General features: G+C 51.7%; 17 protein-coding genes, 1 tRNA gene, 2 pseudogenes and 1 riboswitch. Of the genes and pseudogenes, 13 read left to right on the forward strand and 7 right to left on the reverse strand.

The genetic code is table 11. The annotated features are described in order from the left end of the window. Positions 1–247 precede the first annotated feature (247 nt). The 4 genes and pseudogenes from QNH46_RS03305 to QNH46_RS03320 all read left to right on the forward strand — a co-directional run. Positions 248–405, forward strand: a pseudogene (locus QNH46_RS03305) (ATP-binding cassette domain-containing protein); the annotation flags it as partial. Between the two features lie 228 nt (positions 406–633). Next, complete coding sequence (locus QNH46_RS03310) at positions 634–2,460, forward strand: ABC transporter ATP-binding protein (RefSeq protein WP_283926913.1); 1,827 nt, start codon at positions 634–636, stop codon at positions 2,458–2,460. After that, the gene (locus QNH46_RS03315) at positions 2,441–4,279 is read left to right on the forward strand and encodes an ABC transporter ATP-binding protein (protein WP_283926914.1); all 1,839 of its coding nucleotides are present in this window, start codon (positions 2,441–2,443) and stop codon (positions 4,277–4,279) included. The genes QNH46_RS03310 and QNH46_RS03315 overlap by 20 nt, the downstream gene beginning before the upstream one ends. 3 nt (positions 4,280–4,282) lie before the next feature. Next, entirely contained in the window at positions 4,283–5,038 is a 756-nt protein-coding gene (locus tag QNH46_RS03320; protein WP_283926915.1) for an AAA family ATPase, read from the forward strand. A gap of 41 nt (positions 5,039–5,079) precedes the next feature. On the opposite strand, the gene QNH46_RS03325 is transcribed toward QNH46_RS03320, so the two are convergent. Beyond that, positions 5,080–5,586, reverse strand: coding sequence for a hypothetical protein (locus QNH46_RS03325; protein WP_283926916.1), 507 nt, complete (start codon positions 5,584–5,586; stop codon positions 5,080–5,082). Between the two features lie 287 nt (positions 5,587–5,873). On the opposite strand from QNH46_RS03325, the gene QNH46_RS03330 reads away from it, so the two are divergent. From QNH46_RS03330 to QNH46_RS03340, 3 genes are all read left to right on the forward strand, one after another. Further along, positions 5,874–6,635 (forward strand): class I SAM-dependent methyltransferase, encoded by a 762-nt coding sequence (locus tag QNH46_RS03330; protein ID WP_283926917.1) that lies wholly within the window; start codon positions 5,874–5,876, stop codon positions 6,633–6,635. 67 nt (positions 6,636–6,702) lie between these two features. After that, entirely contained in the window at positions 6,703–7,878 is a 1,176-nt protein-coding gene (locus QNH46_RS03335; RefSeq protein ID WP_283926918.1) for a DUF4272 domain-containing protein, read from the forward strand. A 756-nt stretch (positions 7,879–8,634) separates the two neighbouring features. Continuing rightward, positions 8,635–9,021, forward strand: coding sequence for a YmaF family protein (locus QNH46_RS03340; RefSeq protein WP_283926919.1), 387 nt, complete (start codon positions 8,635–8,637; stop codon positions 9,019–9,021). Positions 9,022–9,162: 141 nt separating this feature from the next. Here the strand turns inward: QNH46_RS03340 and QNH46_RS03345 are convergent, their stop codons facing one another. The 4 genes from QNH46_RS03345 to QNH46_RS03360 form a co-directional block, all read right to left on the reverse strand. Further along, the gene (locus tag QNH46_RS03345) at positions 9,163–10,194 is read right to left on the reverse strand and encodes a ribonucleotide-diphosphate reductase subunit beta (protein ID WP_155611799.1); all 1,032 of its coding nucleotides are present in this window, start codon (positions 10,192–10,194) and stop codon (positions 9,163–9,165) included. Positions 10,195–10,861: 667 nt separating this feature from the next. Next, positions 10,862–13,195: a ribonucleoside-diphosphate reductase subunit alpha gene (locus QNH46_RS03350; protein ID WP_283926920.1), complete on the reverse strand. Its 2,334-nt coding sequence runs from the start codon at positions 13,193–13,195 to the stop codon at positions 10,862–10,864. Positions 13,196–13,449: 254 nt separating this feature from the next. Next, complete coding sequence (gene nrdG, locus QNH46_RS03355; RefSeq protein WP_283926921.1) at positions 13,450–13,968, reverse strand: anaerobic ribonucleoside-triphosphate reductase activating protein; 519 nt, start codon at positions 13,966–13,968, stop codon at positions 13,450–13,452. Beyond that, on the reverse strand, positions 13,965–15,941 hold the full coding sequence (locus QNH46_RS03360; protein WP_283926922.1) for an anaerobic ribonucleoside triphosphate reductase: 1,977 nt from the start codon (positions 15,939–15,941) through the stop codon (positions 13,965–13,967). The genes nrdG and QNH46_RS03360 overlap by 4 nt, the downstream gene beginning before the upstream one ends. Positions 15,942–16,133: 192 nt before the next feature. Continuing rightward, positions 16,134–16,369, reverse strand: a riboswitch (cobalamin riboswitch). Positions 16,370–16,732: 363 nt separating this feature from the next. Between QNH46_RS03360 and QNH46_RS03365 the strand changes: the two genes are divergently transcribed. The 3 genes from QNH46_RS03365 to QNH46_RS03375 all read left to right on the forward strand — a co-directional run bounded on the left by QNH46_RS03365 (position 16,733) and on the right by QNH46_RS03375 (position 17,770). Continuing rightward, positions 16,733–17,104 (forward strand): hypothetical protein, encoded by a 372-nt coding sequence (locus QNH46_RS03365; RefSeq protein WP_283926923.1) that lies wholly within the window; start codon positions 16,733–16,735, stop codon positions 17,102–17,104. A 214-nt stretch (positions 17,105–17,318) separates the two neighbouring features. Continuing rightward, positions 17,319–17,621: an MTH1187 family thiamine-binding protein gene (locus QNH46_RS03370; protein ID WP_283926924.1), complete on the forward strand. Its 303-nt coding sequence runs from the start codon at positions 17,319–17,321 to the stop codon at positions 17,619–17,621. 76 nt (positions 17,622–17,697) lie between these two features. Further along, positions 17,698–17,770: transfer RNA gene (locus QNH46_RS03375), tRNA-Thr, on the forward strand. Between the two features lie 122 nt (positions 17,771–17,892). On the opposite strand, the gene QNH46_RS03380 is transcribed toward QNH46_RS03375, so the two are convergent. Beyond that, entirely contained in the window at positions 17,893–18,450 is a 558-nt protein-coding gene (locus QNH46_RS03380; RefSeq protein WP_283926925.1) for a delta-aminolevulinic acid dehydratase, read from the reverse strand. A gap of 88 nt (positions 18,451–18,538) precedes the next feature. Between QNH46_RS03380 and QNH46_RS24520 the strand changes: the two genes are divergently transcribed. Next, complete coding sequence (locus QNH46_RS24520) at positions 18,539–18,604, forward strand: hypothetical protein (protein ID WP_430691916.1); 66 nt, start codon at positions 18,539–18,541, stop codon at positions 18,602–18,604. A gap of 300 nt (positions 18,605–18,904) precedes the next feature. Here QNH46_RS24520 and QNH46_RS03385 read toward each other — a convergent pair whose 3' ends face one another. Continuing rightward, a complete protein-coding gene (locus QNH46_RS03385) occupies positions 18,905–19,810 on the reverse strand; it encodes a LysR family transcriptional regulator (RefSeq protein WP_283928339.1) in 906 nt (301 codons plus the stop codon). Positions 19,811–19,831: 21 nt separating this feature from the next. On the opposite strand from QNH46_RS03385, the pseudogene QNH46_RS03390 reads away from it, so the two are divergent. Both QNH46_RS03390 and QNH46_RS03395 read left to right on the forward strand, forming a co-directional pair. Then, positions 19,832–20,137: pseudogene (locus tag QNH46_RS03390) on the forward strand (hypothetical protein); the annotation flags it as partial. Between the two features lie 216 nt (positions 20,138–20,353). Then, the gene (locus tag QNH46_RS03395; RefSeq protein WP_283926926.1) at positions 20,354–21,031 is read left to right on the forward strand and encodes a metal-dependent hydrolase; all 678 of its coding nucleotides are present in this window, start codon (positions 20,354–20,356) and stop codon (positions 21,029–21,031) included. Positions 21,032–21,490 lie beyond the last annotated feature (459 nt).

Below are 21,490 nucleotides of genomic sequence, written 5' to 3' on the forward strand. Positions count from 1 at the left end.
AAACGGGAGGAGCCTTGGGATTACATGCACTTTTTCGCATTTAATATATAGTATTGCGTCAGAAAATTGCTTGAAAACGCTTTGTTCTATCAGGCGACTGGGGATCGTAAACTAAATGTGATTTGTATTTATTTGCGGTGATGCCATAGATCTAATGAGGTTTTTTTGCTTGCTTTTTTTGTTGTGTTACACTAGGGACAAAGGCAATAAAACGTGAGCAGCACAGGGAAAACTCTATATTTTTTATCAGGGTGAATTCGTGATTATCGTGGGGCCGATCGGGGCAGGGAAATCTACGGTGCTCAATATACTTGGGGGATGGATACGGCGGACGAAGGCGAGGTGCTCGTCGACGGGAAGGACATTGCCAAGTTCAGCAGCAAGGAGCTGACGGGGTATCGCCGCATGACGTCGGATTGTGTACCAATTCTACTTCAAGATGCAGGTGGCCCACGATGCGATACATTTCGTTTACATGACTGCGTCGTATGATGAAGGAATTTCGGCAAAAAACCGGAATATAACATACAGCTGGTTTTGTCGAATGATACAAAAACAGCAAATTAGGCGAGCGCAGCAGGAATGACAAGCTAGAGTGCTAAGCCAGGCGGAAATCATCCGGAGGTAAGCAGAATGGCTACAATATTATCTTTTATCAAAAAATACCGGATTGCCGCCATGTCGGCAATTTGCATGATGCTGATCGAGCTGTTTGTGGAGCTGATCCAGCCGCTGCTCATCTCCCGCATTATCGATGACGGGATCAGCAAGCAGGATCTGTCCGTCGTCTGGCTGTGGGGAGGCGTGCTCGTCGTGAGCGCGCTCCTTGCTTTTGCGGCGGGGTTGGCCAGCTCCTTCTTTGCATCCCATGCCAGCCAGGGGTTTGGATATGATCTGCGCGACAAGCTGTATGACAAAGTTCAGTCCTTCTCGTATGCGGTGTTCAGCAGATTCCCGACTTCATCGCTCATTACGCGACTGACCGGGGATATTACACAGCTGCAGGAAATGGTGTTCATGAGCCTGCGCTTTGCGACGCGTGTCCCGCTGGTCGTGACGGGGAGCGTCATTATGGCTCTGGTCGTAAATGTAAAGCTGGGCCTGTTGCTGACGGTAACGGCGCCGGTGCTGGCGGTCTTCATTATGTGGATGATGAAAAAGACATCCCTTCTCTTTCGCGCCGTGCAGCAGCGGATGGATACGGTGAACGGGGTCATTCAGGAGAATCTGACCGGCATGCGGCTGATCCGCGTGTTCGTTCGCGTCGCTCATGAAATGAAGCGGTTCGAGCAGCGGAGCCGTGAGCTGATGCAGGGCACCGTCTCTGCCCTACGGCTGACGGAGACGACAATGCCGCTCATGCTGCTGATGATGAACGGCGGCATTATTGCGATCCTGTGGTTCGGCCGCTTGGATATTGCATCGGGACTGGCCACGACGGGCGAGGTGGTGGCCGTGCTGAACTACTCGCTGCGCACGATCGGGGCGTTGTCCGCGCTGTCCTGGATCATCAGCTCGTATTCACGGGCGGCTGCTTCCGGCCAGCGGGTCGTGGAGGTGCTCCGCACGGAGGAGGAGGAAGGATCGGCCGTAGCCGAAGCTATGGTGACAGACAAGGCTGGACATGCCCGTGAAGATCGTGAAGCTCATGGGGCACGGAGACCCTCCCAGCAGGCTGGTGCTGCCGATAAGAATCTCCTTCCGATCCAGGGCGAGGTGCAGTTTGACGAGGTGAGCTTCAGCTACCCGGCCAGCGATATTCGGGTGCTGCAGGAGATCTCTTTTGAAGCCAAGCCTGGGCAGCGGATCGCGATCATGGGCGCGACTGGATCGGGCAAGTCCTCACTCGTTCAACTGATTCCCCGCCTGCATGAGGCGACGGGAGGAACGATCCGCATTGACGGCCGCGACATCCGGCAGATGGAGCCGGAGCAGCTGCGCGGGGCAATCGGCTACGTTCCACAGGAGGTCATGCTGTTCTCGGGCTCGGTACGGGACAATATCGCCTGGGGCCGCGAGGATGCGAGCATGGAGCAAATCGTGAAGGCGGCCAAGCAGGCACAGATTCACGAGACGATCAAGCGGCTGCCCCATGGATACGACACAATGCTCGGGCAGCGCGGCGTGAATTTGTCCGGCGGGCAGAAGCAGCGGCTGTCGATCGCCCGGGCGCTGGTGCGCCGGCCTGCGATCCTTATTCTGGACGATAGCACGAGCGCGCTGGACGTAAGGACAGAGGCGGCTTTACTGGAGGAGCTGACGCGGTTATCCTGCACTACTTTTCTTATTACGCAAAAAATCAGCTCCACCACGTCGGCTGACCTCATTATGCTGCTCGATGAGGGGCGTCTTATCGCCAAGGGCAGCCATGAGGAATTAATGGCCGAATCTTCGCTGTATCGGCGGATTTACGAATCTCAGTACGGGGAGGCGTCGCAGCATGCTCAAAACCTTCGTTGAACCGTTCCGGCATCCTTATCCGAAGCTGGATGTTAACACCGCGGGTTCTGCCGCGGGGCGCAAGCCAAAGGCCAAGGCCAAGAACTGGTCGGGGACGCTGGGGCGCATCTGGCAGTATCTGGCCCGGCGCAAGGCGAAGCTGGCGCTCGTCCTGCTGATGGTGGTGGCCAGCTCGGGGCTGGCGCTGCTGGGACCGTATTTGATCGGCGTTGCCGTGGATGATTTCCTCGCAGGGGGTGGGGGAGCGCCGTGGGTGTTATTTTTAACAGGACTAGGGGGTGTGTATGTTGGATTCTCGCTGAGCTCCTGGCTGCAAAACATTTGGATGATCGAGATCGCCCAGGAGACGGTGTACCGCATGCGGATCGATCTGTTCCGCCAGCTTCACCGGCTGCCCATTCCGTTCTTTGGAACCAGGCAGCAGGGCGAGATTATGAGCCGGTTGACGAATGATATCGACAATGTCAGCTCGACGCTGAACAGCTCGGCGATTCAGATTTTCTCCAGTGTGCTGACGCTGATCGGGACGCTGGCGGTCATGCTGTATCTCAGCCCGCTGCTGACGCTGCTGACGTTCATGATCGTGCCGCTGATGATGCTTGGGATGCGCTGGATTACGCGGCGGACGGGTCCGCTCTATAAGGAGCGCCAGAAAAATCTGGGCGAGCTGAACGGTTATATCGAGGAGACGCTGTCCGGGCAGCGGATCATCAAGGCCTTCTCGCAGGAGGAGCGGGTGATGCGTGAATTCAGGGAGCGGAACGATGCGATCCGGCAATCGGGATTTTGGGCGCAGACGATTTCGGGTTTTATTCCGAAGCTGATGAACGCGCTGAATAATCTGGGTTTTGCGCTGGTCGCCGGGGTCGGCGGCATTCTGGCGATCCGCGGGGCGATTACCGTAGGTGTGATCATCGTCTTCGTGGAGTATTCGCGGCAGTTCACCCGGCCGCTGAACGATTTGGCGAACCAGTGGAATACGCTGCTGTCGGCCATTGCGGGGGCGGAGCGGGTGTTCGAGGTGATGGACGAAGAGGTCGAGGAGCGGGACGAAGGAGCGGCGGTCACGCTGCAGCAGGTGGAGGGCGCTGTCCGGTTCGCGGACGTATCGTTCTCTTATGAAGAGGGCGGCGATACACTGGAGGGCATCAGCTTCGAGGCGAAGCCGGGGGAGATGATCGCCTTGGTGGGCCCTACGGGAGCGGGAAAAACGACGCTGATCCAACTGCTGTCCCGTTTCTACAATCCGTCTAAAGGGATCATTACGGTCGATGGAAGGGATATTACGTCGATCCGGCGGGAGAGTCTGCGTTCCCATATGGCGTTCGTGCTGCAGGATTCCTTCCTGTTTAAGGGGACGATCCGGGAAAATATCCGCTTTGGGCGGCTCGATGCGACCGATGAGGAGGTAGAGGAGGCATCGCGCCTGGCGAATGCGCATTCCTTCATTATGCGTCTGCAGGACGGCTACGATAAAATGCTCGATGCGGACGGCAGCGGCATCAGCCAGGGCCAGCGGCAGCTGCTGGCGATCGCGCGGGCAATCCTCGCCAATCCGTCGATCCTCGTGCTGGACGAAGCGACCAGCAGCATCGACACGGTGACCGAGCTCAAAATCCAGGAGGGCCTGCAGCGGCTGATGAAGGGCAGAACAAGCTTCGTCATCGCCCACCGGCTCAATACGATCCGTCAGGCCGATAAAATCCTCGTGCTGAAGGACGGCCGGCTGATCGAGCAGGGCTCTCACGGGGAGCTGCTTCAGCAGGAGGGCTTTTACAGTGAACTGTATCATGGGACTCTGCAAGGAGAGGACGTGTAGGCTATGGGCGGATTGACAGCAATGGATGCCTATTTACGGAGGATCGCGCTGCGGCGGGAGGAGGTGCCGTCCTTTCGGGAGTACCCTTTTCATCTGCCGGTGGTTGCTGACCTGGAGCAGCTTGAATTCCACCCGAGAGTGACTTATATCGTCGGCGAGAACGGCATGGGCAAATCGACGCTGCTGGAGGCGATCGCGGTCGCTCTTGGCTTCAACCCGGAGGGCGGGACGCTGAATTTCAACTTCTCGACCGCCGAGACGCATTCCGAGCTGCATGAATATATTCGTCTGGTGAGAGGCGTACGCAAGCCGAGGGACGGCTTCTTCTTCCGGGCGGAGAGCTACTATAATCTGGCTACGGAGATCGGGCGGCTGGATGAGGGAGTGGGCGGACCTTCGGTAGTCGGCTCTTACGGCGGCAGGCCGCTGCATATGATGTCGCACGGCGAGTCGTTTTTTGCGGCGTTCATGAATCGGTTTCGCGGGCGGGGCCTGTATATTATGGACGAGCCCGAGGCCGCCTTGTCCCCGTACCGCCAAATGGCAATGCTGTCGCGGATTCATCAGCTCGTGAACGATTATTCGCAGCTGATTATTTCCACGCATTCGCCGATCATCATGGCCTACCCGGACAGTGTGATTTACCAGCTGACCCCGGAGGGGATTCGCGAGGCGACGCTGGAGGAGACGGATCACTTCGTCATCATGAAAGAGTTCATGAACGGCCGGGAACGTATGCTGAGGGAGCTGCTGGAGTGAGAAACTGCGGCGGCTCCTTTATAGTTTCTGGCTGATAGATTTTATCGTAAATGTACGACTTTATGGTTATTGTAGCTGAAAGGCTTAATTACATCTGCTAATTTGATATCTCCCGCAATATCTTTCGGTTCGCCGTTTACGATGTAGTGAATCTCTACCTGAAGGGAGTCTTGTTTATGAACGCGGATATCTTTGATCAAACTGCCAGTGCCGGAGTATGTTTTGCCGTTAGCGGCATCCGGGAAAGTAAATGGGTCGCCGGCTTGACTTCGCGATAGGATCATAGTGCCGTCCATAGAGAAACCGTAGCTGATTCCGTCAAATGATTTATTATCACCATTCATCTCCAAGAAGTGTCCGGTAATAAACAAAGCGTACGGGGAAACAGCAACAATTTCGATGTCCCTGATGTATAAATCCTCGGTCTCTATATCGAAGGTATATACTGCTTGGCCATAGCGCAGCTGGTATTGGTTATAGAAGAAGGAAATAGTCATCAATAGGAAAAGGATCGTTAATAAGGATCTAATGAGCATGTCTTTTTTCAATTAAGCCACTCCCGCTTTTTGTATAATTTGTTATTCCCAGTATAGATGCCGGCTTGAATCATGGCAGTTAACTATTTAATACATAAAAATTCATGGGGTGAGTAATCGATGACTTTGGGGATGGTGAGAAAATACGGTATTTGCCCGGTGCAGCTGCCATGTAGCGGATAACCGATTGTACCGGGCTATAAGGGCTTGCTATTGTTATCCGGCAGCTGTACCTCTCTGTGGTTTAGGCTAGATTGACATTTTGTTTCCTAGTGAAATTCAAGAGAGAGGGATGCCAGATGAATCGTGAGAGATTAAGAGAGTTATGGAAAAAGGAAGAAGAAAAGAGCTTTCAGGGGTGGGGTTTCTCCTCCTTGACCGGGCGAATCGCGGAGGAGGATCTACCATGGGATTATAAAGCTGCGGTGCTGGCCCAGATGAGCGAAGAACGCGTGATGCTCGATATGGGGACCGGGGGCGGTGAGTTTCTGCGGTCGCTCCAGCCTCCAAGAGGGAGAACGTTTGCGACAGAGGCGTATCCGCCGAATTACGAGCTCTGCCGGGCTGTTTTGCCCGCTTATGGGATTGAGGTCAGACAGGTGTTCGATGATGCGAGCCTGCCTTTTGACGACGGGTTCTTCGATTTGGTGATCAATCGTCATGAAGCCTATTCGGTGCAGGAACTGGTTAGAGTCCTGAAGCCGGGCGGCTGGTTTATTACCCAGCAGGTAGGCGGACAGAACAACCGGGAGCTGTCCCGCTGGCTGCTTGGGGAAGAAGGGATGACCACAGATTCCGGGTTCGGCCTGGAGCAGGCGGCTCGCGAGTTAACGCTGGCTGGATTTACGGTCATGGAGCGGCATGAGTGTTTTCCCCGTCTCCGGTTTTTGGATATCGGGGCGCTGGTGTATTTTGCGAGAGTCATCGAATGGGAGTTTGCCGGTTTTTCTGTGGACCGGTGCTTTGAGAAGCTGTGTGAGCTGCAGAAGAAGCTGGAGCAGGACGGCTGTGTGGAGAGCCGGGAGCACCGCTTTTTCATCGTGGCTCGCAAACCGATATAGATCATATAGATAATTCTATCAGCGGGGCTATTGCAGCCCCGTTTTTAAAAGGAGGCGTGTTTTTATCGTGCGGCATTTTACGATATTTGCTTCAAGGAATGATACCGGAGATGTTCCGGGCTTAATTGCGGAAATATTTGCAGATGGCTACAAAATAGACAGCGGTCCCGGGGAATATGTGGTTCAGCCGCGAAAATGGTTTAACAAGAACAAGATGGTCATCCGGGTTGCCACCGAGGATACTGATCCGGATTATTTTGCGAACAATGTTCCGGGCATGATGGGGTTCTACGATCGTATTCCGTTTGAGGACGAGCAGCTTAAGCGGCTTGTGCTTACGCAGATTTCCGTGATTAACACCATGCTGGCGATTGAGACGGAGAAGGACTACGATGAGGCTTACTTGACGTTGTTCCAGGGGCTTCTTCGCGGCGTGGATGGCATCGGCTTCTTCCCGGACGGGACGCTGGCCGATCACGACGGGCGTGTCATTGTGCATCCTGACGGAAGGTCGGGGAATGCCGAGTTCAGGCCAAGGGCTTGCACGCGAAAAATTAGAGGCGAGGAACGAGTCTCCTCCGAAGGCGAGCAGCGGAAGCAAGCGACGATCGCTTATTTGCAGGAGAGGAATATCCCCTGGCATGAAGGGCTGCCTCAGCTTCCTCCTATAGGGGACTTACGCTTTAAATCCCGGGAGGAAATCGCCCGCAGAGCGGTTGCTCTGCTGCTTGTGATCCAGTATGCCTGCGATGTCCTGCAGGATGAGGATCTGGAGCAATCCAGGCAGTTTGTGACAGGGATGCTGGATAAGTATGGGGTAACGGCTGCCCTGACGGAAAATGAAGCGGAGCTGCTCCAGCAGGAGGAGCCCGAGCATCAGGATGCAGTGAATATCTCCTGGCAGTACGAGGCCTACTGGGCGCTGATCTGGGCTTTGGGGCTGGTGGAGCAGCTCGATTTGCCCAGCCAGACCTGTGATTGCGATTTTGCGATTCAGGCGGTGTCCAGCTGCGATAGCTTGGAGGAGTTTGTGGAAAGAACGTCGCTCCGCCGTCCAGAGGAAATTTTGGATGAAGCGGATCGGATCTACCGTCTGCATTGGGCCTGTGTGAACAGCAGAGTCAAAGGGGAGAGCGCACCGGCCGGGATGAACGAAAGCATCGTCATGGAGCGGCGCAGGGCGCTGTTCTGGCTGATTGGCTGCGGAGATGAATCATGGGATCATGTTCGTATGGATACTTAGGGTCAGGGAACTGATTTTCATCGCTATTGGTTGATTGAAGAGGAAAGCTGCAAAAGTGCAGAAGTTTTCTTGTTAAAGTGCGGAACTGTCTTGATACTGATGTATTTTCTCCGCGGTCCCTTAATTGAACTCGGGGCTATCTCTCCAACAAATTAAACGACTTGACGGATTTATAACCGTACGGCCGGCACGCGGTGCTAACCCTGACTGCCCAGGGAGACATAGATTATGACTGGAACTGACTGAACCAGATGGTCAGGACACAGATTATGACTGGAACTGACTGTACCTAGATGGCTAGGATCAGGTAACTAGATGTATTTCATGCAGTTAGTTCAGCGGTTTTAGCCGTTTTAGTAAGAACTAACTGCAAAACCTACATTTAGTTTTAAGCTATTTCGGCGAATTCGCTCCATTCAGGCAAACTAACTGCATGTTTTGCATTTAGCGTATGTATTTTTGATAAAAGAGCTTAACTAGATGTATAAAATACATTTAGTTTCTCAAAAATCTCCATTGAATGGTTACCTGAGCTTGTGGAAGACGAAGAAAATGCATTCGGGTACAAGTTGCGTGCCAGTTTCTGTGGAATAACCATAACTTCATCTGAGGTAAGAGCAAGTCTTATCGTTTGTGCAATCTTCTTCTGCCATCCCCATACCGTTGAAGTCCGCCATATTAAGAGCTTTAGACCATCGAACTCTCCGCTGCTCCCCGGCATACAATTCAGTATCACAATGAAAAGGGGAGTTTTTGTTGGAGATACCTGTGACTGGCTTTGTTGTCCATCGGGAGGATGGTTCCGATTCTGAGCACTCGCATAAGCTGTATATTACGTCTTGGAATGGAAAACCTGTCCATGTTCATCCTTTTGCAGGGGAGACATCCTATGATGTTGGACACAGGCATCATTACGCCGGAAGAACGGAACCGGCTCCAAGCGGGGTTCAGCACGTTCATAATTATTTTGCAGTGACATCCTTCAACGCAGGACACACTCATAAAATTAGAGGGACGACAGGACCAGCGATCCCATTTCCTGGGGGTGGACACTACCATTACTTTGAAGGCCACACGACGGTAGACGGAAGCACGCCGCATCGGCATCACTACCGCGGGAATACGGGCAACGAGGAGGCCTGATGAGCTGAGATAGTCTGGTTGGGAAGAAGAATTCGACCGCAGCAACCAAAAAGCACCCCAGCGAAACTCTATTGGAATTCCCTTGTAGGGGAAGCGGCCAATGTTGGTTCGCAGGGTGCTATATTATTTTACAACTTTATTTTACAGATCGTCGAATCCGTTGTCGTCGCCGACCTTGCCATAGTTGCGGGATTTGGCTTCGAAGAAGTCCGTCTTCGTGGCGTTCAGCGCTTCGTCCGAGAACGGCTTGATCCATGGCATGCAGTTGACATCCACGCCTTCGTATGCTTTCTCAAGTCCCATCAGGCCCAGGCGCTTGTTGGCAATGTACTTGATGTAATCGGACAATTCGTTCAAGTCGATGCCGCGGACTTCCTTGAGCGTATAGTGCGCCCAGTTCGTCTCCAGCTCTACTGCCCGGTCGATCGTACGGTATACATAGTCGATGTTTTCCTTCGTATTTAGCTCCGGATAGTCGAGCAGCAGCTGTTTGAACACCTCAGCAAAGAAGTAGCAGTGCTGATTCTCGTCACGCTGGATGTAGGAAATCATCTGGCTCGTCCCCATCATCTTCTGATCGCGCGCCAGATTGTAGAAGAAGGCGAACGTACTGTAGAAGAAAATCCCTTCGAGAATGAGATCCGCTACGAGCGCTTCAAAGAATGTCTGCGGCGATTGCTCATTGCGGAAGTTCTGGTAAATTTCCGAGATGAACTTGTTCCGGTCCAGCAGCACGGGATCATGTTTCCAATATTCAAAAATCTCTTTCTGCTCCTGCTCCGATACGATCGAGGACAGCACGTAGGAGTACGATTGGTTATGCACGACCTCTTGCTGAGCAATAATGGCGGAAATCGCCTCAAGCGAAGAATCCGTGAAATAACGTTTTACGTCCCCAACGAACATCGTTTGCATCGAATCCAGAACCGCCAGCAGCGAAATATTGATTTTGAACGTGCGCTGCTCTTCGGGATCCAGTAGCGGAAATTGCTGTGCATCCTTGCTCATTGGAATCTCGTCCGCAATCCAGTGGTTGAGCAGCAGTACTTTGTACAGCTTGTACATATGCGGCATGCGGATGTCGTTCCAGTTCAGGATACCGGAGCACTCACCGTTAATGATGCGAGTTGATTTGTTCGGTGCCTCCGTGTTAAAAATCGTTTGCAGTTGCAATGATCTCATCTCCTCAAAGATTTGATGTTATTTTAAAAATGCACAATAGTAGTGGTAAGTTTGAGCCCCTAAGTTCCTCGTAGCAATCGCCCAGAGATCTACGAAGCTTTACCTTCACGCTCCGCACCAGCCCAAGCGAATCCCCGGAGGGGACAGCGCCCCCCAGCACGCAGCCTCACAACGAACCGCCCACAGCAGCAGTCTGCTCCAGATCTCATCGAAGCACTAACCTACAAGTAAGTCATCGAAGCATTACCCACAGGCCCTGCACCAGCCCAAGCGAATCCCCGCAGGGGACAGCGCCCCCCAGCACGCAGCCTCACAACGAACCTCCCACAGCAGCAGTCCGCTCCCATGCAGGAGCGCCACCGTTGAGCGGGCCCGTCAGGGCGGCAAGCGGCCCAGTTGCACGTACTACTCCGGGTGCGCTCGACAGCAGCAGTCCTCCGCAGCGTGTTTCCAGGTAACCCGGGTGCGCCTAAAGTAAGACGTACCCGAAGGGGGAAAAGCGTTCCACCCACCAGCCCATAGCGCCTTCCCGAAGGGAACAGCGAGCAGGAGCGCCTCTACAACTCCAACGTTACTCCCCTTTGCGGGAGTCCCGAGGGCAGCAGGCCCTGGGGGCCCTCCCTTACGACAAGGGAGGGTTTGGGTGGGTTGGGATCCCTTAACTGGCGCAGCTCTCACACTCTTCAATCGTCAGCGCGCGGCTGCGAACATAGTAAGTCGATTTCAAGCCGGCCTTCCAGGCATGCAGATGCAGATCCAGGAACTCCGTCGCCTTGATGTCCGGGCGCACGTACAGGTTGAAGCTTTGCGCTTGGTCGACGTGACGCTGGCGTGCTCCAGCCATATCGATCGACCAGTGCTGGTCAATCAGGAAAGCCGTTTTGTAGTACCAGATCGTCTTCTCGGACAGATCCGGCGCCGGGTTGGCGATTTTGTACGTCGTCTTCTCCTCGTAGGAGAGCAGTTCGTACAGCGGATCGATGCTCGCAGTAGAACCAGCGATGATCGAAGTCGAGCCGTTCGGCGCAATCGCGAACATCCAGGCGTTGCGCACGCCGTTCTTGCTGACTTCCTCCGCCAGCTCGCGCCATTGCTCGGTTGTTACGAACTTGCCTTCACGAGTGCCGTCGGTGTAATTCCGGTACGTGAAGTAGTTGCCGTTCTCCCAATCGGAGCCGGCGAACTTCGGATAGCGGCCTTTCTCTTTAGCTAGCTCCATACTGGATTTGACTAGCAGGTAGTTGATTTTTTCGTAGAGATCGTCGTTATATTTAACGGCTTCCTCGGATTCCCAGCGGATGCCTTCCAGAGCAAGCAAATGATGCAGCCCGAAGGTACCCAGCCCGATCGCCCGGTATTGGCTGTTCGTGTATTGAGCTTGCAGTACCTCAATGTTGTTGATGTCGATGACGTTATCGAGCATACGCGTCTGAATGGGTACGAGTCGATCCAATACGCCAGCTGGTATGGCACGGGCAAGGTGGATCGAGTTCAGGTTGCAGACGACGAAATCGCCAGGGATTTTGGAAACGACGATACGGGTTTGTCCGTCCTTCGTTACCAGCTCCTCTTGTTCTACAACGGTTGGCGACTGGTTCTGCATGATTTCCGTGCACAGGTTCGAAGAGTAGATCATGCCGTGCGCCCGGTTCGGGTTGGCGCGGTTAACCGTGTCTCTGTAGAACATGTACGGGGTGCCTGTCTCCAGCTGTGACTTCATGATCCGCTTCATAATATCGATTGCTGGCATTGTAATTCTCGACAGTGTCGGATGATTGACCGCTTCCTCGTATTTCTCACGGAACTCGCCGCTGCCAACCTCTTTGTCGTAGAAATCCTCCAGGCCTAGCGGACGGCCGTTTTCGTCTTTCCAGCCCATCGTTTTCTTCACTTCGTGCGGGCAGAACAGGTTCCATTCGCCGCGAGCCTCGACGGCTTCCATGAAGAGGTCAGGGAGGCAGACGCCGTGGAATACGTCATGCGCGCGCATCCGCTCATCGCCGTTGTTTAGCTTCAGGTCAAGGAAAGCAAGGATATCCTTGTGGAACACGTCCAGATATACCGCGATGGCTCCTTTGCGTGTGCCGAGCTGGTCTACGCTGACGGCGGTGTTGTTCAGCTGGCGAATCCACGGGATTACGCCGGAGCTGGTGTTCTTGTGGCCGCGAATGTCCGAGCCGCGGGCGCGAACCTTGCCGAGATAGACGCCGATGCCGCCGCCCATTTTGCTGAGGCGGGCCACGTCCGTATTAGAATCGAAAATGCCTTCCAGCGAGTCGTCCACCGTATCGATGAAGCAGCTGGACAGCTGTCCAGCGACTTTTTTACCGGCATTGGACATCGTCGGCGTAGCGGCGGTCATATAGATGTTGCTCATCGCCCAGTAAGCTTCTTTTACATAGTCCAGACGCTTGTCCGCAGGCTCTTGGTGCATGAGGTACATCGCGATGACCATGTAGCGTTCCTGAGGCAGCTCCATCGTGCGTCCGTCAAAATCAGTCGCCAGGTAGCGCTCGGCGAGCGTCAGCAGGCCGATATAATCGAACAGCAGGTCGCGGGTCGGGTCGATCAGCTCGCCCAGCTCATCGATTTGCTCTTTCGTATAGCAATCGAGCAATTCTTGGCGGTAGATGCCCGCTTTGACCAGCTCGGTAATGAGATGGTAGAACGAACCGTAGGGCTCTTCCGGATACGCTTTGTAACGGCGGTTGACCGCTGCTTTTTTGTATAAGGTCGTGAGCAGGGCGCGGGCTGCGGCAAACTTCCAGTCCGGTTCGTCCTTGGTAACGAGCTCTAGGGCGGACATCGTAAAGGCGCTGCTGATTTCCTCGCCGGTAACGACATCATGTCTCAGCTTAGCGGTAACGCCACGCAGCAGGCGCTCCTTGCTCAGTGTATATAATCCATCCAGAATACGATCGGCGTAAATGCCGAGACGGTCATTGTCGAACGCAAGCTGGCGGTTGTTGGGTTTCGTTACGAGTGAAGGCATATGAAAATTCCTCGCTTTCTTGAAATGGGTTATTCTATCTTCCAATTCATTGTCGAATCTTGGATGTTCAAATCTTTAATTCTTAAATTGCAAGTATTCGTCAAAAAAAAGTGGCGCTGCATATGCGGTCTCCAAAGATCTGCAGCTATACTCAAGCGATCCCTAGAAGAGCTTTGAACAACCACAATATGACTGGGCGCCGGTGACGTCAATAAAGTGAACACAAATCATAATTATACTAGAAAGGCAGTCAGCTAGAAAGAGAAAGTTGGACGCCATTCGACAATGCCGTGCTGGGCCAGGCTTGCAGGAATGTCAATCAGCCTCTGATTGGAGCTGCCGCGATAGAGCAGGGAGGGGTCCCGTAGCTCATCAACGTAGCGTCCGTCTACTAACACTTGGCAGCGGCTTAGAAGTCCGTATTCCGGGGACTTTGCGTCTCTGGTTAATTCCTCGAACGTATAACCGCTGTAAATCCAGGCGGATATAGCGCCTGCCGCCTCGCGCAGACGATCGAGAAATGCGCTGACCTCTGCTGCCGAGAAAAAGGGGTCTCCGCCAAGAATCGACACTCCGCTAAGCAGCGGGTTGCCGGCGATGTCCCGAATGATTTCCTGTTCCCGTTCGGGAGTAAACGGCTCGCCGTAATGGAAATTCCAGGTGGCCGGACTGAAGCAGCCTTTGCAATGATGGCGACAGCCGCTTATAAAGAGCGCTGCCCGCAATCCCTCGCCTTCATTTATAGATTCCGGGTAATAGCCGCAAATATTCATGTCGAATGCTTGAGGCGATCACGAACCTCGGCCTGTTTGGCAGCGTTGAAGCGGGTCTGGAAATCCCCGGTCAAATATCCGGTTACGCGGCGCAGCCGGCGGATATGGACGTCCTGCTCGCTAGCGTTGCAGGATGGGCAGGATGCGCCAATGATTCCTTCGTAGCCGCAGCCCGAGCAGCGGTCGATCGGATGGTTGATGCTGAAATAGCTTACCTGCTGCGACAGCGCGTACTGAATGATGCGCAGGAATGCGGCCGGATTGCTGCGGGCGTTGCCGTTCAGCTCAATGTAGGAGATGGCTCCCGCATTGCACAGTCCGTGGAACGGTGCTTCCAGCTCGATTTTTTTAGCTGCGCTGATGTGGTAGTATACCGGTATGTGAAAAGAGTTCGTGTAATATTCCCGGTCAACGACGCCAGGAATTTCCCCGTAGTCAGCGCGGTCCCGTTTGGTGAATTTCCCCGACAGCCCTTCCGCCGGAGTGGCGAACAGGGTAATGTTCAGGTTGTGTCTTTCGCTCTGACGGTCGCAATAGTCGCGCATGAAGGCGATCAAATTATAGGCCTTCCTATATACATCGGTATCTTCGCCGTGATGTTTACCATACATGGCTTTCATGCATTCTGCGAGCCCGATGAAGCCGATCGACAGGCTGCCGTGCTTGAGCAGCTCTCCCACCGTATCCTCGGGGTTCAGATGCTCGCCGCCCTCCCATACACCTTCGCGCATCATGAAGTCGGAAGCCTTGGCTTTCTGGGACGATTGAATCCGGAAGCGGTGCAGCAGTCCGTCCAGCGCGATATCCATATAATGCTCCAGTTCCCGGTAGAAGCCTTGCTCATCTGCGGTCTGCCGCAGTCCTAACGCTATGCCATGCTCCAGGCCCAACTTGACCAGGTTCAGGGTGTTGAAGGACAAATTTCCTTTGCCGGACAGATGGTTGCGGCCGAAGCGGTCGCTCAGCACCCGCGTGCGGCAGCCCATCGTGGCAAATTCGGTATCCGGGTTCGCCGGATCGTAATACATCAGATTGAGCGGGGCGTCCAGATTGGCGAAATTCGGATACAGCCGTTTGGCCGAGCATTCCGCTGCTTTCAGGAACAGTTCGTAATTGGGTTCGCCCGGCTGCTGGTTCACGCCCTGCTTGCATTTAAAAATCTGAATCGGAAAAATCGGCGTTTCGCCGCTGCCAAGTCCGCGCATCGTTGCGGCAAGCAGTGAACTGATGACGAGCTGCCCTTCTATCGACGTGCATGTGCCGTAGTTGATGCTCGTAAAAGGAATTTGTCCACCCGCCCGGCTCGACATCGTATTGAGATTATGAATGAGGCTCTCGGCGGCCTGCAGTGTTTCGCTTTCGGTCTCTTTAACCGCATATTTGAAGGCCCTTGGATACTGCACCTGCAGATCAGAGCGAGCCATTGTGATCAAGCCGTAGTCCGCTGCGCTGTCTCCTTCTTCGAAGTAGTCCAATCCTTTGCGGAAATATTTGACGAAGGATTTGGTTACGTAAGGCGCCAGGTCGTGGTCCAGCTTATTGGCGGATACGCCGCCGTATTGCGCATTTTGCTGGGACTGAAAAATGATCGCCACAAGCGCCATCGCCGTCATGATCGAATTCGGCGGCCTTACGCTGCCGTTGCCGGTGTTGAACCCTTCGCGCAGCAGCTTGTCGAACGGAATGAAGATGCAGTTCGTCGTTCCGATCGCGTATTGATCCAGATCGTGCACATAGACGATATTGTCTTGAATGGCCTGAACGAGCGGCTTTGGCATGACAAAATGGTTCGCATACCATTTCGCGTACTCGCTGCCGAATTTGCTCATTTTGCCAGAGAAGCTTTCGCCGTTCAAGTTGGCGTTCTCCCGCAGCACCTCAAGATTGCTGCTTGCAACGATCTCTTCTCCTAATGTAATCACTTCATCCAGCATGTCTTGGCGGCTTGTATAAACCGGGTTCATCATCGCCATAACAAAGTTTCCCTCCCGAAAAACTACACATTACAACCATATAAAAAGGCATTTCCGATCATGCAAGGTTGGAAATGCCCGAATGCGTGTTTGAAGAAATGCCTGGATCATCCTATGAAATGCAGGATGAATGCGTATGTAAGCTGCAAGCGGACACCTACCTGTTCCTCGCAGGTTCATCTGGTATTTGGTGTCAAATTACAGAAGCGGGCAGGTCTCCTGGCTTCCGGACTTCTTCACTGACGCCTTCCCGCAGTTGGTTAATATCTGCAGTGGCATTCTATCAGTGAAGCGCTGCAAGGAGCCTTGGTAAGCTCTTGCATGCACCCGGTCACAGTGGCGGGACCGCAGCGGAATTGCACCGCACTTCCCTTTTAAGCCCCAGCCGAGAAATAGAGGGCTGGATCACCCGATTCCACTATATTTGGTTGTCTGCAACTTACATTACCCCAATATGTAGTGTTTGTAAACAGTCATCTTCACTAGCTGAAGGATGAAAAATCATGAAAAAACAGGTGAAAGCAACCCTGATGCGGCGAGTGGGAGATGAAGAGAAATTGTGAACATTTATCGCGGCAGTTCATGATCGTATTTTTTGCGCAGCTGGTTCAGCTGCTCTAATTTGCGCAGCTGGTTCAGCTGCTCTAATTTGCGCAGCTGCTGCTCCTGGTTTCTCATCCCGGCGGCAACGATCAGGATTGTACGTCGTACTGCTTCATGTTCTTGCAGCTCAAATCTCCATATAAATGAATTATGTGGATAGTTTATTATCAAATACGAAGGAGAATCCGATGAGAATAGATTTGCATACCCATGTCAAGCTTGCCAAGAAAACAGTCTTCAGCCACGCTTATTTCAAGGAAATGATGGCCGAGGCGGGAAAGAACGGGCTGGATGCCGTCGCCATGACGGAGCATTTCAACACCTGGCGGTATGAGGATATTTATGAAGTGCTGGACCGGCATTATCCCTATGAGCAAGGCTACTACTTGGCCGAGGGGATGAAGGTGTTTCCCGGCATCGGGGCGTATCAGATTGAAATTTTGCCATGCCTGCATGCGAAGGTGAAGTCAGCGAATGTGATCAAGGCGCTGTTGGAGAAGGAGCTGGCTGTCTCCGAAGAGAACAGTGGGGATTTGCGGGAGCTCGGGGAAATGGCGTAAGCGGGCGAAGATCACTTTAAAGGCAAGGTGCAGGGCCTCTTCCAGGTGCGGGAGAGGCCTGTACTTCATTCCTCCATGCAGATCATGATACGGTACTGGGTATAAGGGCGTGCCGAGTTTATTTGAAATGAAGGGGTGGAAATTGTTACAATAAGAGGCAGTATGAATGTTATTCAAAAAGTATGGAACTTCATTATAAGAAGGAGAGAGCAGTATGACGATTGCAGAGGTAACGGTGATCCCTATCGGGACGGGGTCGACCAGCTTAAGCCCGTACGTAGCCGAGCTGCAGCGGGTATTGGAGAAGCAGGAGGGCATCCAATATACGCTCACCTCGATGAGCACAATTATCGAAGGGCCGCTGGATAGCGTATTCGCTGCGATTCGCGCGATTCATGAGTCGCCGTTCCAATCCGGTGCCCAGCGGGTGTCCACTTCGATCAAAATCGATGACCGGCGCGACAAAGAGAGCTCCTCTGAGCAGAAGCTGCGTTCGGTGCAGGCGAAGCTGCAATAAATTCCTGATTTTGAGGACTTGCAAAATTTTCAGATCGAGTTATAATATTTTTTGTTTCCACTTAATTAGTGAATGTGCTGGTGTAGCTCAGTTGGTAGAGCAACGCATTCGTAATGCGTAGGTCGGGGGTTCGAGTCCCTTCACCAGCATCTTGCTAAAGTCAGGCGCAGCGCGGCTTCCGAGGTTTTCGGGGCCGCGCTTTTTTTGTGGAAAAACCTATTCTTCTAACCATTGTTCTACCCTTTAGTTGAGGAAAATAAAATGACGAGCTTTATTTTGACATATACAATTTGTACATAGAAGTTTCTTTATCAATTGATCTAGCTAATTTAAAAGCTTCCTCCTGGCTTTTATGATTATTTATAATTTCATACATAAACCTTATTACGAACATTAAATTAGCATTTCCATCTATGTAATCATCAGGACCTATATAAGAATGACAACCACATTCCAGAAAAGCGTTGGCTAACTGTTCTATGCCTAATGTACAACCAGAACCTATAACTTTTATGTCTTTTAAATTCGTATATTTTTTAACCTCCTGATCCCCAAAGAACTCTCCTCTTGGCTCATTACTATCATAAACATCCTCACCAAGTTCAGGCATACAAAATCTACCTTCATCTCCATGAAAATTTAAAATTAAGTAGTCCACTTTATGATCAAGTCCTTCACCTGATAGAACATCAATAAGATCATTGGGCCTACCTATCCAATGAATATTAATCCTTGCTCCAAAATACTCAAGTGCTGATCTTATAGCATACGATTCCATTTCACAATTTGGTCCCACAACTAAACTTATATACATTTCGGGTCTACTCAACTTACATTTACTCCTTATTATTCTAATATCTATCGACTTATATTCTAGCACATGAATTTACAATTAAAGGAGTGACGCTTTGACGATGATGATCAGCTTTGGAGGGCTTATTATTGCTGTTGACGCTGGTTGTGGCTATCGTTGTAGCAATTAATCAAAACACAAAGAAATAGACCGCCTTAGGGATTAGGATTGCGGTCTATTTCGATTGCATGAAATCCTACAGCCGACCGCTCTTTAAAGCGGTAAGTGTACGGGGAGCCGTGTTGCTGCACGGCTCCTTAACTATTTTTATCATAGCAGAAGCATAATTATACCTCAACCTGGGAGTTCCATTTTATGGGGTTGGAAGCGAAGTGAGGAGGCACGGCATTCCTAACATCATGGAACGCTCATCCAGCAAGCCCTCGCTTAATGTGTAAGCCGGGGTTGTATTCCCTTCGCTAGCATCGTTCTAAACGTTTTTATCCTCCTCTATAGCGAGAACCTCCCTTGCTGCTTCTATGAAAGATAAGATGATGGGTGAAAGCCACTTATCTTTATGCCATGACATCTGAGTATACACGTGCAGGTCAGGAATTTGCCATGGAAGGGCAACAAGCTCGCCTCGCTCCACTTCAGCTTTCACTACGATTTCTGGAAGAAAGGCAATACCGATTCCCGAAATGGCACATTGTTTAATAGCTTCGGCACTTTGAAACTCTAAATAAGTAATGCTATCAATGCCCTCTTTCTCAAATGACCGGTCAAACATGGTTCGATAGGGGCAACCCTTCTCATTCGTCAGGAATACTTGTCCGTGAAAATCTTCCAGCTGCAGCACAGTACGCTTCGCGAGCGGGTGATCCGGAGCAGCGAAAAGTCGGAAGGATTCTTCCATCAGCGGCTCCACAGCAAGTCCGCTCGAGCGGATGGGTTCGTCCAATATGAAGACGACATCCGCGGTCCCCTCAAAGAGTATCTGCTTGAGCTCTTGATTGGGAACGGAGCGGAAGATCAAACGAACTCCCGGATGGCGCGAACGAAACCGTTGAAAGACAGCTGGAAGCCGATAGACGCAAATAACCTCATTGGCACTTATCGTTAGGGTACCGGTTAGATTTTCATTGTCATGAACGACGCCGCGAGCTTCGTCCAATTTGTCTAAAACCCCTTGGATATGTGTTAAAAAGCGTTTCCCCGCCGTTGTGAGAACGAGCTGCTTGCCCAATCGGTCAAAGAGACGAACCCCAAGCTCATCCTCCAATGCTTTAATTTGCATCGTGATGTTGGAGGGGACGTAACTCAGCACTTCCGCAGCCCGGCTGAAATTTAAAGTGGATGCCACCGTGCGGAACGTAATCAGTTGGCGCAGTTCCATCATGAAGGGAGAGATACTACGATGGATTATGAGATTTTTGACTTAGGCGACGTAACCTTGCAATCCGGAGTGACGTTACCGAGCGCTTTTCTTGCGTATAAGACTTATGGCAGGCTGAATGAACAGAAAGATAATGTCATCGTCTATCCAACTGCGTTTGGCGACACGCATGTTCAGAATGAATGGCTGATTGGAAACGGCATGGCACTGGATCCGCGAGAATATTTCATTATTGTTCCTAATCTGCTTGGCAACGGATTATCTTCGTCTCCTACGAATACGCCGCCCCCATTTGATAGGGCCAGTTTTCCGCAGGTAACGACTTTTTTTACCTTGAATAAGGTGATATGTCTGAGTTAATATAGAAACGTACGTTCTTGTTTGTGCTATCATCCCGCGGTATTTCAACGACAGCAGGATACAGTCAGCAACAGAAGTTCTCAGCCGGAAGGGATGTGATGACAATTGAATAGACAGGGACACTCTGCATTAGCCTTACTTGCGGGATCGGCTACTTCTGTAGCTGCCCTAACGGCTTCCCGAATGAGTACCACTTTGGAGGTTATTGGCTTCGCAGGAGTGATATGCGCAGCTTCGATCGTGGGGGGCCTTGCCCCGGATTTGGATCATAAAACGAGTACGGCGAGCCAGAAGATTCAGCTGTCATCGGGGAAGAGAAAGCTCATGCGGGCATTGTCAGGGATATTTCTATTCATAGGATTCGTGTTGATTCTACTAGGTTACTCCATACAAGCCGGGGCGATTTGGATTGGCGCTGGTATTATGGCTGGCTGCTTGGCAAGGCTTCGGACGATCATACTTATCGCTAGCGGTACTTTGATGCTGATGGGGTATTTCGTTTACGACTGGCACTGGATGGTCCTTTTTGCGGGAATTGCTCTGCTCATCATGCCGTTCGTAAAACACCGTTGGATTATTCATTCGCCTGAGTTTGCAATCGTCCTAAGTTTGGGACTCTTCGTCTTTGGCAGTCAGTACTCAGGATGGGTTATGGCAAGTTGTCTAGGGTTTATTGCGGGCTGGTGGTCTCATTTATTTGGAGATATTTTTGGGAGTGACGGGATACGTTCCTTATTTGTTCCGAAGTTTAAAATAGCTCTACGTTTATTCGATAACGGAGGAGCTGCCGAACGGATGATTTCTAAACTGTGTCATTTACTCAGCATCGTGGTCTGGGGAATTTACGGGTTTGTCCTCTGAAGCTTGCTCTATATAAAAAGGCGAGAATGTAACGCTTGCGGATATATATTCACATATAAATCCGGGCGTAACTGTTCTCGCCTTAGTTTTTGACCTCTTTTTTAAATGATCATCGTGAAGTTTGCTCTGTCCGATCCGTACGGTAGTAGTGGTGATGATGAAAATGATGATGATGATGGATGAAGTGAGGCCCATGATGACCATGGCCATGGAAGTGAGGATGATGATGCCCGTGCCAATAACCAGCGTGGTATGGCTGAGGGTCTCTTTGTTGAGATTCTTGAACACTAAAGAATTCCTTATTCATTGTTCTTTCTCCTTTCGGTGAGTAATTAGTTCATCTTATGGACGGCAATGGATTCATGATACTTGACCTAAAGAAATTGGGCTAAAAATAATCCTTCCGATCTATTGAGAAATATTTACATATCATATAGATTATGTGTATATAACGTTATA

Source organism: Paenibacillus woosongensis, assembly GCF_030122845.1.
Classification (GTDB): Bacteria; Bacillota; Bacilli; order Paenibacillales; family Paenibacillaceae; genus Fontibacillus; species Fontibacillus woosongensis_A.

Excerpts from the sequence above, each read along its gene's own strand:
- QNH46_RS03315 (WP_283926914.1), top strand. The coding sequence starts at position 2,441 with ATGCTCAAAACCTTCGTTGAACCGTTCCGGCATCCTTATCCGAAGCTG.
- QNH46_RS03385 (WP_283928339.1), bottom strand. The coding sequence starts at position 19,810 with ATGGAACTGCGCCAACTGATTACGTTCCGCACGGTGGCATCCACTTTA.
- nrdG (WP_283926921.1), bottom strand. The coding sequence starts at position 13,968 with ATGAATATTTGCGGCTATTACCCGGAATCTATAAATGAAGGCGAGGGA.
- QNH46_RS03350 (WP_283926920.1), bottom strand. The coding sequence starts at position 13,195 with ATGCCTTCACTCGTAACGAAACCCAACAACCGCCAGCTTGCGTTCGAC.
- QNH46_RS03395 (WP_283926926.1), top strand. The coding sequence starts at position 20,354 with ATGAGTACCACTTTGGAGGTTATTGGCTTCGCAGGAGTGATATGCGCA.
- QNH46_RS03370 (WP_283926924.1), top strand. The coding sequence starts at position 17,319 with ATGACGATTGCAGAGGTAACGGTGATCCCTATCGGGACGGGGTCGACC.
- QNH46_RS03320 (WP_283926915.1), top strand. The coding sequence starts at position 4,283 with ATGGGCGGATTGACAGCAATGGATGCCTATTTACGGAGGATCGCGCTG.
- QNH46_RS03360 (WP_283926922.1), bottom strand. The coding sequence starts at position 15,941 with ATGGCGATGATGAACCCGGTTTATACAAGCCGCCAAGACATGCTGGAT.
- QNH46_RS03310 (WP_283926913.1), top strand. The coding sequence starts at position 634 with ATGGCTACAATATTATCTTTTATCAAAAAATACCGGATTGCCGCCATG.
- QNH46_RS03330 (WP_283926917.1), top strand. The coding sequence starts at position 5,874 with ATGAATCGTGAGAGATTAAGAGAGTTATGGAAAAAGGAAGAAGAAAAG.
- QNH46_RS03365 (WP_283926923.1), top strand. The coding sequence starts at position 16,733 with ATGAGAATAGATTTGCATACCCATGTCAAGCTTGCCAAGAAAACAGTC.